The organism is Paenarthrobacter sp. TE4293 (genome assembly GCF_050435325.1).
Taxonomy (GTDB): domain Bacteria; phylum Actinomycetota; class Actinomycetes; order Actinomycetales; family Micrococcaceae; genus Arthrobacter; species Arthrobacter nitroguajacolicus_C.
Window position 1 is genome coordinate 524,850 of record NZ_JBNJRY010000001.1, and the last position, 14,343, is coordinate 539,192.

The following is a 14,343-nucleotide window of genomic DNA, read 5'->3' on the forward strand; positions in this document are numbered from 1 at the left end:
CACCAACGAGCCCTTCGATATCGTCGTCATGGGCGAGATCCTGCTCGAGGTAGCCACCGATGTCCCCTTCGGACACGCGGTACCGGCCCAACTGGGCATCTCGGGCGACGCACTCAACGTAGCTGCAGCGGCCGCGGCTGCCGGCGCCCGGACAGGCCTGCTCGCAGTACTGTCCGACGACGACCTCGGTCAGGCGATCGCCGCCAGGATCGCCGAACTCGGCATAGCGACAGACCTTCTGACGTTCCGACCGGGCCAGCAGGGCGTATATCTGGTGCACTCCGACCCGCTGGGCCAGCGCGAGTTCTCCTACGCCCGCTCAGGAAGCGTCGGATCCACCTTGTCGCCGGAGGATGTGGACACCTCAGTGTTCTCCTCAGCAGGAGCCGTGCTGGCCGGAGGCATCGCCTGCGCAATCTCAAAGTCCTCAAAGGCCGCCGTTCTCCGCGCGGCGTCCCTCACCAAACGCTTCGTCTTCGACCCGAACTTCCGGCCAAGATTGACCTCACCTGGAGAAGCCTGCAACCTGCTTGCCGAAATGGCACCACAATCATTCCTGGTTACACCGTCCTTCCCGGGCGAAACGTCAACACTTCTCAGTGCTTCCTCCGCAGCGGAAGCCGCTGACAGGCTCCGCGCGATGGGTGCGGAGAACGTCGCAGTCACCTGCGGCGCAGACGGCATACAAATGGAAGGCGACGGCATATCGGCCTGGATCAACGCCATACCCGCCCCCTTCGTAGTGGATCAGACCGGCGCGGGCGACGCCTTCGTTGGAACCACCGCGGCCCGGATTGTCCTCGGCGACAGCCTTCCGCAAGCCGCCCGCTACGGTGCCGCTGCCGCCTCCCTTGTGGTCGGTGGAAAGGGCGGCACCGGGTTCATCCCCACTTTTGAACAGACACAGGCGCACGCTGCCGGCGTCACTGAAGGGAACCTTTCATGGAGCGCCTAAGCAATACAACGCTGGCAGCCACAGGCGGCGTGGCAGCCCCGCTGCCCAGGGAGTCCATCCAGCCGGGTATCGTGCATCTCGGATTGGGCGCCTTCGCCCGCGCCCATACCGCTGTCTTCACGGAGAACGCGATGCTGGCCTCCGGTGACTTCGGCTGGGGAATTGTCGGCGTCACGCAACGCTCCGACGCCGTAGTCCGGCAACTCGTTCCACAGGACGGGCTCTATACCGTCACCGAGCGGGGAGGGAATTCCGCGCCGCTCCACGTGATGTCGAGCATCGTCGAAGCCGTTTCCGGGCGGGACAACCCCGAAACCGTTGTCCAGCGGATCGCGGCCCGCACTACTTCGGTCGTGACGCTCACGATCACCGAAAAGGGTTACAGGATCGATCCCCGCACCGGCTCCCTTAACGTCGCGGACGAGCAAGTCCAGGCGGACCTCGCGGGCAATCCTCCGCTGACCGCCCTTGGTCAGATCACCCGCGGGATCCAGCAACGTGCCCGCCAGGATTCCGGACCACTTACGGTCGTTTCCTGCGACAACCTCCCAGGAAACGGCGAGCTGACAGGCAAACTCGTCCGCGCGTTCGCCTCCGCTTTGCCCCACGAGGAAGCATCACCGCTCCTGGCCTGGATCGATGCCAACGTCACGTTCCCGAACACCATGGTGGACCGCATGGTCCCCGCCACCACCTCGGGCGACCTTGCCGACGTCGAACGTCAACTCGGACTCCGCGACGAGGGGGCCGTGGTCGCCGAGCCCTTCATGCAGTGGGTCATCGAGGACAACTTCGCCGGCCGTAGGCCACGCTGGGAAGACTCAGGTGCTCTGTTCAGTACCGACGTCGCGGCGTGGGAAGCAGCCAAACTCCGGTTGCTCAACGCGAGCCATTCGATGCTGGCGTACTTGGGACTGGCAGCCGGCAAGGCAACGATTGCCGATGCCGTAGCCGACGTCTCCTTTCGCACCGCGTGCGAAAGGCTGATGTTCGACGACGTCCTGCCGACCATCGACCTGCCCTCCGAGTTGGACGCCGAAACCTACTGCAAACAAGTCCTTGAACGGTTTTCGAATCCCGCGCTGGGCCACACCACCGCAAAAGTGGGCAGCGACGGGTCACAGAAAATTGGTCTGAGACTACTCAGCACCGTTCGAGACAACCTCGACGCCGGTCGCGAACCCCGGTGGGCGGCGCTTGCCGTCGCGGCGTGGATGCATCACGTCGCCACGACACCTCCGGACGCGCTGGACGATCCGATGGCTTCCGAGCTTCAGGTCCTGCTGCCTGCCGGGCACGATGCGTCCGCCGTGGTGCCGGCCCTCCTGGCCCGCCGAAGCGTTTTTGACGAAGGCCTGGCCTCCAACGCTGGTTTCGTTCAGCTGCTCATGCACTGGTACGCCGTTATTGATCACAACGGGCCACATGGCCTGGGAAACGAGATCCTCCATGGCTGACGCCTCCACCATCCTGGCAGTCTCACCCGTTATCCCTGTCGTCACCATCGACACACCGAAGCATGCAGTTCCGCTCGCCCGGGCCTTGGTCGACGGCGGCATAGGAATCATCGAACTGACGCTCCGAACCACATCTGCGCTGGAATCCCTGCGGCTGATCGCCGAGGAAGTCCCCGACATCGTAGTAGGCGCAGGCACCGTCCTCACCCCACAACAAGCCGACCAAGCGGTGGCCGCAGGTGCCCGGTTCATCGTGAGCCCGGGAGTAACACCTGCGCTGCTGCAGCATTTGTTGTCATTGGAGCTCCCGATCCTCCCGGGGGTCGCCACCGTTGGCGAGGTGATGGCGATCCTCGAGAGCGGGCTGAACGCCATGAAGTTCTTCCCGGCGGGTCCGGCCGGAGGGCCGTCTTACCTGGCTGCAATGGGAGCACCTATCCCCCACGCGCAGTTCTGCCCGACCGGTGGCGTGACCATGGCATCAGCGCCTGAATACCTTGCGTTGCCCAACGTTTCATGTGTGGGAGGTAGCTGGCTAACGCCCAAGCCTGCCGTGGAAGGGCAGGACTGGACGGTGATCACGGCGCTGGCACGGGAGGCTGCAGGACTCTGAAACCGCCACGGGTCCAAAAACCCGGAGTCGGCAAAACCGCGTCAGTCCTGCGGGTCTGAGGTGGAAGCAGCCTGCGTGTTCCCGTCGCTGTGGGTTTGGACGGACTGAAGGAAAAGGGGAATCAGGGGGTCCTGGCTATCGAGGGCCCACGCGGTCCCTATACTCCAGATCGCCGAGGTGAGGTCTATCGGAATGAATTGCACACCGGCGGGGGCGATCACGGCAGCACTCGCAGGAACGATGGAGGAGCCCGCCCCCGCCGCTACAAGGGCCAGCACGGTCAAGAGGTCGGAGGTCTCATACAGGACCCTCGGGGTGCTTCCAAGATCGGAGAACAGTCCGGTAGTTTGGGCAGCCAACCCGGGTCCGCGTGCCGGAACGAGGCGAACCAGCGGACGGTCCTGGAGCCAGTCCCGGAGGCCTTTGCGATCAGGTTCGGGCGGCAACTCACCCGTTGGGACCGCGATCGCCAGCTGATCACGGCGAATCACCTGTGTGGCAATGCCCGGTGGGGCCGGAAGACGAACAAATCCGAGACTTAACGCACCGTCACGGATGGCGTCGAACTGCGCGGACGAGGACATGTCCTCAAGCCTGATGTCGATCCCGGGGTGGCTGGCCCTGAAGAGGGCGACAGCGCGCGGGGCCACGTCAATCGACGACATTCCGAACCCCACGTTGAGTACGCCTTCGGCACCTGCGGCTACTCGGTCCATACGCTGCGCCAGGGCGTCTGCCCTGCGCACCAGGTCGACCGCATCGATCAGCAACGCCTGCCCTGCCGAGGTGAGCGCAGCCCCGTGCCGCCCCCGGGTGAACAATGTGCTCTTGGTCTGCCGCTCCAACAGCTGGATCTGCTTGGTGAGGGCGGACTGGGTCGTCGACAGCACCTTGGAAGCACTCCCAAAGTTCCTGGTTTCGGCGACCGCGATGAATGAACGCAAGAGACGAATTTCCATTCCACAACGATATCGAATGCACACTATCCATTCGTTAATACGATCGCAGTGGATAGCTTCGATTCAACGTTGCATTCCTAGCAGGCATCGAAAAGGATCTATATTTCATTGGACAGAATGGTTATGGGCCACGAGCATGGGAGTTGCCACCTACCAGGAGAACAAATGCACACCGATTCCGAGCCCACTCTTCGCGCCTCAGTTGTCCAGTTCGAAGCTGTACCCGACCGCCCTGATCTCAACCTTGAGACCATCCTGCGGCTTGCCACCCAGGCAGCCGACGACCACACACAACTGGTGGTGTTCCCGGAGATGTGCCTGATCGGCTACTGGCATCTTCGGAAACAGACACCCGAACGCTTGAAAGAACTTGCGGAGCCCGAAAACGGAACGAGTATTACCACCGTCCGCCAGCTCGCCCGCAAACTGGCGATAGGCATCGGCGTTGGATATCTCGAGTGCAGCGCCGACGGCCGGCTCTACAACTCCTACACGGTGTGCCTCCCTGACGGGAGCGTACATACCCACCGGAAACTCCATGCTTTCGAACACGAGGCCATTGAAAGCGGCTCGCAGTACACGGTCTTCGACACCCCTTGGGGCATCAGCATCGGAATCCTGATCTGCTGGGACAACAACCTTGTAGAGAACGTTCGCGCGACTGCACTCCTGGGCGCGTCAGTGCTCTTGGCTCCCCACCAAACCGGCGGCACGAATTCCCCGAGCCCACGCGGAATGAAGCCCATCCCGGCCGCGCTGTGGGATAACCGCGATACAGACCCCGCAGCCATCCAAGCAGCTTTCCGCGGACCCAACGGCCGCGAATGGCTCCTGCGATGGCTGCCGGCCCGCGCCCACGACAACGGACTCTTTGTCCTCTTCAGCAATGGAGTTGGCCGCGACGATGACGAGATCCGCACCGGCAACGCAATGATCATCGACCCCTACGGGTCAATCATTGCCGAGACGTGGGAAGCGGACGAAGCGATCGTCACGGCCGACCTTGACCTTGGTCTTATTGCCCTGTCCACCGGCAGGCGATGGATTCGGGGACGCCGGCCGGAGCTGTACGACGCGCTGACCCAACGGGACGGACAGGAGTTCGACGCCCGGGCCGCACGTTTCTCCCTGGACCCTGTCAAGATGCGCTAGGGGTGCCCTCATCGTCCGGGCCATCCGTGCCCTGGCACGCCCCATCAAACCCCTGGAGGAGGCAGCACTCAGCCGAGCGCGGCTTGTCGTCTTCCCGGAAGCTGCCCTGACTCCCTTTTTCCCTCACTGGCGGGTCGAAGACGCCGGCCAACTGGACAGCTGGTTCCAAAACCTGGAGAAGAGATGTTTTGAGGTCGGGAACCTCGGATTCGGTGTCCAGTCCTGGGCCGACACGAAGGTCGGGCTGGCCATTTGCAACGACCGACGCTGGGCAGAAACATACCGGGTACTGGCCCTTGGCGGCGCCGAACCCGTCTGCTTGGGCTACAACACCCTTCAACGTCGCCCAGCACCGGCGGCCGGAAAACCATCACAGCATCGGTGAACCTGTTTCCCCACGAGCCCGCCCTGCCCGGGTCAAGGGTTCCTGATCCGATGTCCGTCCGCGTTGTCCGCGGGTATGGCTCCAGCGTGTCAGCAAGAACAATCCCAGTCCGATTCCGAGCAAGACAGCTGCACGCAACCAGATGTCCGGGCCCTGCTGGAACAGGAGAAGGACGCAGGACGCCAGTGCAAGGCACGGGAGGATGACGGGCACGCGGAAGTGTTTGTGTTGGACTTCGTCTTTGCGCAGCACCAGCACGGCGACGTCGGTGCTGATGAAGACGAACAAGAGCAGCAGGACAACTGTTTCAGCCAGTGAGCTGAGGTCGCCGGTGGCGGTCAGGGCCATCGCCGCCAGCGTAGTGACCGCAATCGCGACCCACGGCGTGCGCCTGCCAGGAAGAACCCTGCCCATCACCGGTGGAAGCAGCGATTGTTCCGCCATTCCGTAGGCCAGGCGACTGGCCATGATCATCGTCAGCAGGGCTCCGTTTGCTACGGCGACGAGGGCAATGAGGCCGAAGAGCCAGTCCGGGATTCCAAAGCCGGTGGCCTGGACAACCTGCAGCAGAGGACCCGACGAACTGCTCAGGTCATCAGCAGACAGGGCAATGGATGAAGCCAAGCCAATCAGCACGTAGATGCCACCGGCGGTCAGCAAAGCACCGAAGAGTGCCTTGGGGTACACACGCTGGACGTCCAGGACCTCTTCGGCCACGTTGGCGGACGTCTCAAACCCGACGAAGGAGTAGTACGCGAGCAAGGACGCTGCGAGGATTCCCGCGCCGGGGGAAACAGCCGGATTGAACTCAAGAACGCGGGACGCATCCCCTCCACCACGGCCGAACATCAAACCCACCACCACGATGACCAACACCAGACCGGACACTTCGATCACGGTCATCACTACATTGGCCCTGACGGATTCCTTGACCCCGCGGGCGTTAAGCAACGCGATCAACAAGAGAAAGACCAACGCCGTTGGTGTGGCCGGGACGTCCAGGAACGGCTTGAGGTAATCGCCCGCAAAAGCCAAGCTCAAACCCGCCGCGCTGGTGACTCCTGCGGCCAGCATGCAAAATCCCACCAGGAACGAAATCAACGGCACCTTGAAAGCCCGCTCAGCAAAGACCGCAGCGCCTCCAGCCTTCGGGTACTTTGTGACCAACTCGGCATACGATGCAGCAGTGAGCATGGCCAGGAACAACGCCAAGGCCAGCGGGATCCAAACGGCCCCTCCTACCTCTCCTGCAACTTTTCCTACCAAAGCGTAGATGCCGGCGCCCAACACGTCACCAAGGATGAAGAGGAAGAGAAGCGGGCCGGTAATGGATTGCTTGAGCTTTGAGCTCTGCTGGGAAGCGAGGTTGGGCATGACACCAGAGCTTACGGGAAGTAAGGACCCTTACTAACCAAGGCCGTAGGTGCCATCACGCAGCCGCCCCCCTGCCGCCGGAATCGTTCAGTGGTGCAACTGCATGCGTTGGAGGACTGTGGCAGATATTTCTTCCACGGACATCGAGGCCGAGTTCACGTAGGGAATGTTGTTGGCCCGGTACATGTCTTCGGCGTTGCGCAGCTCAAAAGTGCATTGGTTCAGTGATGCGTAGTTACTACCCGGTCGGCGTTCCTGCCTGATCTGGCTGAGCCGGACAGGCTGGGAGGTCAGGCCGAAACATTTGCTCGCAAACGGCAACAATGGCTTTGGCAGGGTCATGCTGTCAAAATCTTCCTCCACCAGGGGGAAGTTGGCGGCGAGGATGCCGTGCTGCAGGGCCAGGTACATAGTGGTGGGAGTCTTTCCGCACCGCGACGGGGCGATGAGTATCAGTTCGGCGCGTTCGAGCGCCCGAAGCGACTGGCCGTCGTCGTGCTCTATCGCGTATTCGACGGCGGCCATCCGGGACTGGTAGCGGACAGCGTCGCCCACGCCGTGGGCCTGGCCCGGCTTGCCATTGGCCTGCGCACCAAGGGTTTGTTCGAGTTGGCCGATGTGGGTTCCGAACAGGTCAAAGAATTGCCCGCGGCTCCGGGAAAGGACGGCACGGATATCCTGCCCCACGGCCGTCGAGAAGATGATGGGCAGGGTTCCACTGTCCGCCGCCTTGTCGATCAATGCCACTACCTCGCGCGCTTGCTCGACCGTGGTGATGAACGGGATGGTGCGACGTTCCAGCCGCTGGCCCGGGAACTGGGTTAACAGCGTGTTGCCGAGCGTCTCAGCGGTGATCCCGGTGCTGTCGGAAAGGAAGAACACCGTGGGGGCGGGCGGAGAGCCCGCCCCCACGGTTTGATGGTGAGCCATTTAGACCGTGGTGCTGGTGGTACGGGCCAGACGAAGCCAGGTCTCGGTCACGGCATCGGGGTTCAGCGAAATCGAGCTGATGCCCTGTGCGAGCAGCCACTCGGCAAAATCCGGGTGGTCGCTGGGACCCTGTCCGCAGATTCCGACATACCTGCCCTTGGCACGGCACGCCGCAATCGCCATCTCCAGCAGTTTGGTCACTGCCGGGTTCCGTTCATCAAAGCCTTCGGCTACCAGGGCGGAATCACGGTCCAGCCCCAGGGTGAGCTGGGTCAGATCGTTGGATCCGATGGAGAAGCCGTCGAAGTACTCCAGGAACTCATCGGCGAGGAGGGCGTTGGCCGGCAGTTCGCACATCATCACGACTTCGAAGCCGTTTTCTCCGCGGCGCAGGCCATTGGCGGCGAGGAGTTCGGTGACGCCGCGGGCCTCGTCCAAGGTCCGTACGAACGGGACCATCAGCTTGATGTTCGTCAAACCCATGTCGTTGCGGACGTACTTCAAGGCTTCGCATTCGAGCTCGAATGCCTGCCGGAAGGAAGCCGACAGGTACCGGGATGCGCCCCGGTACCCGATCATGGGGTTCTCCTCCTCCGGCTCAAATGCCGGACCACCAAGGAGGTTGGCGTACTCGTTGGACTTGAAGTCCGAGAGCCGGATGATGACCGGTTCGGGCGCGAAGGCCGCCGCGATGGTGGCGATGCCTTCGGCCAGGCGGCGGACGTAGTAATCACGGGGACCGTCGTAAGCGGCGGTCCTTTCCTGGATTTGCCGGACCGTGTAGTCATCCAAGGCGGCCGGGCGCTCGATCTCGCCTGCCACCGCCAACAAGGCGTTGGGATGGACGCCGATCTGACGGTTGATGATGAACTCCAGGCGGGCCAAACCCACGCCGTGATGGGGGAGCCTGGAAAAACTGAACGCCTGTTCCGGGGTTCCCACGTTCATCATGATCTTCACCGGGGCCTCCGGCATGGTCTCCACGCTGGTCTCGTGCAGCGAGTACTCCAGCAATCCGTCATAGACGAGCCCGGCTTCGCCCTCTGCGCAACTCACCGTGACCGGGGTGCCGTCTTTAAGGATCTGGGAGGCATATCCGGTCCCCACGACTGCGGGAATCCCCAGTTCCCGGGCAATGATCGCGGCATGGCACGTCCGCCCGCCACGGTCCGTGACGATGGCCGCGGCCTTCTTCATGATGGGTTCCCAGTCCGGATCCGTCATGTTCGCCACCAGCACGTCGCCCTCTTGGAACGACGCCATTTGGTCGATCGAGGACAGGACCCGAACCTGCCCTGCGCCGATCCGCTGACCGATCGCACGGCCCTCCACCAATACCGTGGAACGCTCCGTGAGCGTGTACCTGGATGTGGTGCCCGCGGCTTTACGGGACTCTACGGTTTCCGGACGGGCTTGAAGAATGTACAGCTCACCATCTACGCCGTCCTTGCCCCACTCAATATCCATCGGACGGCCATAATGTGCCTCGATTGCTACTGCGTGCCGGGCGAGTTCCTCGACTTCGGCATCGGTCAGGCTGAAACGGCTCCGCAGATCCTGTGCCACCGGAACGAAATCAACGGTCCGGCCCACTTCGTCCGAATCCGTGTAGACCATTTGCACGGCCTTCTCCCCCAGACCGCGCTTGAGCACTGCCGGTCGCCCGGCTGCCAGGGCCGGCTTGTAGACGTAGAACTCATCAGGGTTCACAGCACCCTGGACCACGGCCTCCCCCAGCCCATACGAGGACGTGATGAAGACAGCGTCCGTGAAGCCGGTTTCGGTGTCCATGGTGAACATCACCCCGGAAGCACCGACGTCGGAGCGCACCATCCGCTGAACACCCGCCGAAAGCGCCACTTCAGAGTGCGTGAAACCGTGATGCACCCGGTAAGCAATGGCTCGGTCGTTATACAGGGAAGCGAAGACATCCTTGATGGCGAGCAGGATGTTCCCGATGCCGCGGATGTTCAGGAACGTCTCCTGCTGCCCGGCGAATGAGGCATCCGGAAGGTCCTCGGCCGTGGCACTGGAACGTACCGCCCACGACACGTCGCCACCATGCTCCTGGGTCAGGCGCTCATAGGCGCTCCGGATATCCTCTTCGAATCCGGCCGGGAACGGTGTTTCCCGAATCAAGGTCCGAATTTCCTGGCCGACCTTGGCCAAAGCAGTGACATCTGCGCTGTCCAAGCCTTCCAGGATGCCTTCGATCCGGGAATCCAACCCGGACTCCGCCAGAAACCGCCGGTAAGCGTCCGCCGTCGTCGCGAATCCGCCCGGAACTTTCACGCCGGCAGTGGCGAGATTCCGGACCATTTCCCCAAGCGATGCATTCTTGCCGCCAACCTGGTCAAGGTCGGACAGGCCAAGCTCAGAAAACCAAAGAACGTTAGTCATAAATTGTGTCCTCCATTGGGCACGCTCTGACAAGCGCTAAAAAAACTAGGTCATGCAAGGATCACGGCAGCACGCACTGGAAGCAAACAAATGTGACCCGTTCAACATTTATGGGCAGTAACTGAAGGTCACTCAGACATGACTTGACACCAGGTCCCGGGGGCCGTCCTGTCGGCCCAAAGCCCCGAAGACGTCCGTCTCCGGGGCTTCCAGCCGGCTCCTCCCAGATACCGAGGTGAAGACGGTCAGCGGGGTGGGGTGCAGCCGGACCCCGAAAATTTGTCAGGCCTGGAGGCTCACCATGGTGGCCCCGGGTTCGCGGGAGGCCTGGGCTTCCAACAGCTCGGCCCGAAGGGACGGATCAAGTGCCGCGTCGAGGACCGTCAGGGCCAGGACTGTTGCTCCGTCAAGGACTGCTGCATCGGCCTCAGGAGAGGCCGCGTCCGCGGTGAAGTCAGGGTGGTGTGGTACTGCTGCGCTGTTGCGGACCACCACCATGCCGTGCACGGACGGGATCACTTGGGAGACATTTCCCATATCTGATGAGCCACCACCGAACACTGGGGTTGGCTCCACCTGGCGACCGATCAATTCCATGTTCGCATCCCAGACCCTGCCGAGGCCGCCGTGCGTACTTAGCGGCGCGTAAGGGTGTTCGGTCTGCCGGTGCGTCCACGCGCATCCTGTCGCAATCGCTGCACCCTCGAAGCACGCAAGCACCCGCCGTTTGAGGTCCCGCCACACCTCCACATCGCCGGCACGGACTTCTACCTGCACGGTGGCATCTCCCGCGATGACGTTGGTAGCGCCGCCTCCGTGCGAAATGAAAGCATTGATATTGGCGTTTTCCGGGAGGTGCTGACGCAGGACCGCCATGTTCATGAGCGCGAGGCTCGCAGCTGCGCCGGCGTTAATGGCCTTGTCCGGGGCGGCAGCGGCGTGCGCTTCACTGCCCTTGAACTGCACTTCGAAGCGCTCGACGGCGGCCATTCCGAAGGCGCTGGCGCTCCGTTCGACGCCGGTCATTCCGTGAACCATGAGGGAGAAGGCAGCGTCTTCCCATGCTCCGGCCTTGAGCAACGAGATCTTGCCGCCGCCGTGCTCTTCCGCGGGGGTGCCGAGCAGTTTCACACGCAGCCCGGCAGCATCCGCCACCGGCTTGAGGGCCAGCGCCGCGCCGACGCCGGCGGCAGCGATCATGTTGTGGCCACAAGCATGGCCCACTTCGGGGAGGGCGTCGTATTCTGCGCAAATGACCACTGTCAGCTCTCCGCTGCCGTAGACGGCTTCGATTGCGGTTGGGACGCCGTAAGCGCTTTCGGTCACGTCGAACCCGCCGTCACGGAGAACGGCCGCCACTGCCGCTGCGGATTCGTGCTCTTCCCAGGAGATCTCTGCCAGCTCGTGGATTGTGTGGCTGAGTTCCAGGATGGTGGTTTCGACGGCGGATACGGCCCCGCGCACGGCATTGCGCAAAGTGTCTTCCGAGGTGATGGCGAGTGAAAGTGTCATGAGGGTTCCTAACTCGTGTTGAGGGTTCAGTTGATGGGTTCCAGGGCGTCCGGCGATGCAGCCGCAAGGGGTGCCCTCGGGTCCTGTTGTGTGGCTGCCTTGCCTGGACGGATGAACAGCACCGCGACGGCGAACAGGAGGGACAAGCCTGCGCAGATCCACCACACAGCGTGGAACGAGACTTCGGTAGCGGCCCGTGTTCCTTCGGCGGCGGGAGTGGTGAGGGCGGACATGAGGAGTGCAAAGAGCGCTCCGGCGACGCCTCCGGCTGCGGTGCGGGCGGTGTTGTAAAGGCCTGAAGCAATGCCGACGGAGTCGGCCGCTGCCCGCTGGACCACGAGGGTGGGCAGCGTGCTGCTGACGAGACCGGAGCCAAGGCCTGCAATCACAAGCCATACTACGAAGGTCACCAGCGTGCCGGGTGCCAGGATCATGCCGGCGTACGCAACAGCGCACAGTCCCCCGCCGAGCGCAACGCTGCCCGGGCCACCGATTCCACGGGAAACGCGGTCGCCAAGGGATGCCCCCAGGAAGGATGCCAGCGCCATGATGCTGAGCATGGTCCCTGCGGCCGAGGCAGCGGCACCGAACCCAAAGCCAAGGGCGGCCGGGTCGGAGCGGAGGTATACGGAGATCGGGGCCTGGGCGCCGAAGAGTTGTGCGCCATAAAGGAAGGCGACGATGATCGGCAGCCCGATACCTCCGCGCAGGAGCATGGTGAGGTTTACCAGCGGGTGCTCAAGGCGCCTTGCCGAGACCACCCAGGCAGCAAGCAGTACCGCACCCAGAAGCATCACACCGGTAGTTGCCAGGGGCGGCCAGGCAGTGAGGTTGGAGGCGCTGCCGAGCAAGGCTGCAAGTCCGCCGCCCAGCAGGACTGCGCCAAGGTAATCGACTTTGCCTGCACTGCGCAGCGGTGTCTCCTTCACAAACAAGGCGATGCCTGGGATGCACAGGGCCATGAAGAGAGCGGGCAACAGCAACGTGAGGGAAAGGCTGTCAGTGGCGTCCAGGACGAAGCCTGCCAACAGGCCACCAAGGGTCGCGCCCAAAGTCAGTGCTGCCACGAGCCGGGCGATGCTTCGACCGGAACGCTCCGGGTCCCGTTGATGGACGATGGCAAATTCCAGCGGCAGGAAGACGGCCAGCGGGGCCTGGATGGCCCTGCCCAGGAGGAAGAGTTCGTAGTTGGGTGCGAAAGCGACCAGTCCGGACGCGGCTGCGACGATCGCCGTCGAGACCATGAGGATCCGCTTGTGGCCGTGGATGTCGCCCAGCTTGGATAACAGCGGCACTACGAGGACGGTTGCCAGCAGGTAGGCCGCGCTGATCCAGTTCAGCGCGGCGGCGGAGACTCCATGGTGTTCACCGATGGATGAGAACAATGGAGTCAGCCATCCCTGAAGGATGCCGCTGCCAAGCTCCATGACCACGAGGAAACCGACCGCACCGGCAGCGGTTGTTGATTTTTGCGCAGTAATACGCATGTGCGCTCCAAGGTGAAGAGAAGTGAACGGGATCACATCATCATGAGAGGGTCATGTTTCCGGTAGATGAATTTGAAGCTATCCATGACTACCATCTTCTTTATGAAGGAATCCGTGCTCGATCCCCTTGAGGAACGCATCATCCATGCTCTGCAGATTGAAGGCCGCGCTCCTTGGAGCGAGCTTGCACCCGTCATTGGCGTCGATGCTGTCACGCTGGCCCGCCGCTGGGAATCCCTCCGAGGACGGGGTCTTGCATGGGTCACGGGGATTTTCCCGGGCGGGGCGTCAGCGTTGGTCGACATCACCTGTATGCCGCAGCATACCGGCGAGGTTGCAGAGCGCATCGCCCGGATCCCGGCTGTGCTGACCCTCGACCACACCTCGGGGGGACGGGACCTGATCGCCACAATGCTCGCCGATAGCCCGCTCGCCATTTGGGATGTCGTGACCAACAGGATCGGTGGGCTTGAGGGCGTACGACACACCCAAACCCATCTGGTGACCGAACTGCTCATGGAAGCATCCGACTGGCGGCTGCGGGCTTTGTCCCCACACGAGGCCACAAGAATTCCGCGCCCCCGGCCGCCGCGGGCACGGGCCCCCCGGGCGGTGCATCCCGATGTCGAAACAGCGCTTCGTCACTGCCTTGCCGAGGACGGCAGGCGTCCCATCAGCCGGATCGCTGCGGAGCATCACCTCAGCGAACAACGCGTTGCCGATGGGCTCGCCCGGCTGCGGGCAGAGGGGACTCTTCGCATCCGGACCGACGTCGCCCGCAACGTCACGGGTTGGCCAGTGTACGCCTGGTACTTCGTCCGCACCCCCGCACGGCAAATACAGCAGATGCGCCAACTCATGGCACAAATCCCCGAAGCCCGGACAGCGCTTGCAGTCGCCAGCCAATACAACCTCGTGGTGGCCGTTTGGTTGCGCGAAATGACCGACGTGATGCGCTTTGAAGCGGCCCTGGAAGCGGCGGTTCCGAGCGCTCGCATCGTGGACCGCAGCGTGGTGTTCCGAATGAGCAAGCATTTGGGCCGCCTTATCGACGACGACGGAGCAGCCAAACGGGGGTTCATCCACCCGCAATCACTTGGATAGCCCGCCTGCTTCAGG

12 protein-coding genes are annotated in these 14,343 nt (G+C 62.9%); 6 read left to right on the forward strand and 6 right to left on the reverse strand.

Translation table 11 applies throughout. From position 1 onward, the window contains the following. The first annotated feature begins 28 nt into the window (after nucleotides 1-28). From QF015_RS02445 to eda, 3 genes are read left to right on the forward strand one after another with little or no spacing between them, the layout of a single operon-like run. The gene (locus tag QF015_RS02445; RefSeq protein ID WP_429387032.1) at nucleotides 29-955 is read left to right on the forward strand and encodes a PfkB family carbohydrate kinase; all 927 of its coding nucleotides are present in this window, start codon (nucleotides 29-31) and stop codon (nucleotides 953-955) included. After that, the gene (locus QF015_RS02450) at nucleotides 943-2,412 is read left to right on the forward strand and encodes a mannitol dehydrogenase family protein (RefSeq protein WP_429386640.1); all 1,470 of its coding nucleotides are present in this window, start codon (nucleotides 943-945) and stop codon (nucleotides 2,410-2,412) included. Before QF015_RS02445 ends, QF015_RS02450 begins: the two co-directional genes overlap by 13 nt. Further along, a complete protein-coding gene (eda, locus tag QF015_RS02455; protein WP_429386642.1) occupies nucleotides 2,405-3,025 on the forward strand; it encodes a bifunctional 4-hydroxy-2-oxoglutarate aldolase/2-dehydro-3-deoxy-phosphogluconate aldolase in 621 nt (206 codons plus the stop codon). The genes QF015_RS02450 and eda overlap by 8 nt, the downstream gene beginning before the upstream one ends. A 41-nt stretch (nucleotides 3,026-3,066) precedes the next feature. Here the strand turns inward: eda and QF015_RS02460 are convergent, their stop codons facing one another. Continuing rightward, nucleotides 3,067-3,984 carry a LysR family transcriptional regulator gene (locus QF015_RS02460; RefSeq protein ID WP_429386644.1) on the reverse strand — a complete coding sequence of 306 codons (918 nt, stop codon included), beginning with the start codon at nucleotides 3,982-3,984 and terminating at the stop codon, nucleotides 3,067-3,069. A gap of 165 nt (nucleotides 3,985-4,149) precedes the next feature. Between QF015_RS02460 and QF015_RS02465 the strand changes: the two genes are divergently transcribed. Both QF015_RS02465 and QF015_RS02470 read left to right on the forward strand, forming a co-directional pair. Next, on the forward strand, nucleotides 4,150-5,136 hold the full coding sequence (locus QF015_RS02465) for a nitrilase family protein (protein WP_429386646.1): 987 nt from the start codon (nucleotides 4,150-4,152) through the stop codon (nucleotides 5,134-5,136). A 172-nt stretch (nucleotides 5,137-5,308) separates the two neighbouring features. Further along, nucleotides 5,309-5,521 carry a nitrilase-related carbon-nitrogen hydrolase gene (locus tag QF015_RS02470; protein WP_429387034.1) on the forward strand — a complete coding sequence of 71 codons (213 nt, stop codon included), beginning with the start codon at nucleotides 5,309-5,311 and terminating at the stop codon, nucleotides 5,519-5,521. Here the strand turns inward: QF015_RS02470 and QF015_RS02475 are convergent. The 5 genes from QF015_RS02475 to QF015_RS02495 form a co-directional block, all read right to left on the reverse strand. Next, nucleotides 5,507-6,895: an APC family permease gene (locus QF015_RS02475; protein WP_429386649.1), complete on the reverse strand. Its 1,389-nt coding sequence runs from the start codon at nucleotides 6,893-6,895 to the stop codon at nucleotides 5,507-5,509. The two genes, QF015_RS02470 and QF015_RS02475, sit on opposite strands and share 15 nt — an antisense overlap. 87 nt (nucleotides 6,896-6,982) lie before the next feature. After that, the gene (locus QF015_RS02480; RefSeq protein ID WP_310205337.1) at nucleotides 6,983-7,825 is read right to left on the reverse strand and encodes a pyruvate, water dikinase regulatory protein; all 843 of its coding nucleotides are present in this window, start codon (nucleotides 7,823-7,825) and stop codon (nucleotides 6,983-6,985) included. Beyond that, nucleotides 7,826-10,225 carry a phosphoenolpyruvate synthase gene (ppsA, locus tag QF015_RS02485; RefSeq protein WP_429386652.1) on the reverse strand — a complete coding sequence of 800 codons (2,400 nt, stop codon included), beginning with the start codon at nucleotides 10,223-10,225 and terminating at the stop codon, nucleotides 7,826-7,828. A 282-nt stretch (nucleotides 10,226-10,507) separates the two neighbouring features. Continuing rightward, nucleotides 10,508-11,737 carry an amidohydrolase gene (locus QF015_RS02490; RefSeq protein ID WP_429386655.1) on the reverse strand — a complete coding sequence of 410 codons (1,230 nt, stop codon included), beginning with the start codon at nucleotides 11,735-11,737 and terminating at the stop codon, nucleotides 10,508-10,510. Nucleotides 11,738-11,763: 26 nt separating this feature from the next. After that, a complete protein-coding gene (locus tag QF015_RS02495; protein WP_429386657.1) occupies nucleotides 11,764-13,224 on the reverse strand; it encodes an MFS transporter in 1,461 nt (486 codons plus the stop codon). A gap of 84 nt (nucleotides 13,225-13,308) precedes the next feature. Between QF015_RS02495 and QF015_RS02500 the strand changes: the two genes are divergently transcribed. Beyond that, a complete protein-coding gene (locus QF015_RS02500; protein WP_429386659.1) occupies nucleotides 13,309-14,328 on the forward strand; it encodes an Lrp/AsnC family transcriptional regulator in 1,020 nt (339 codons plus the stop codon). The last annotated feature ends 15 nt before the right edge of the window (nucleotides 14,329-14,343 follow it).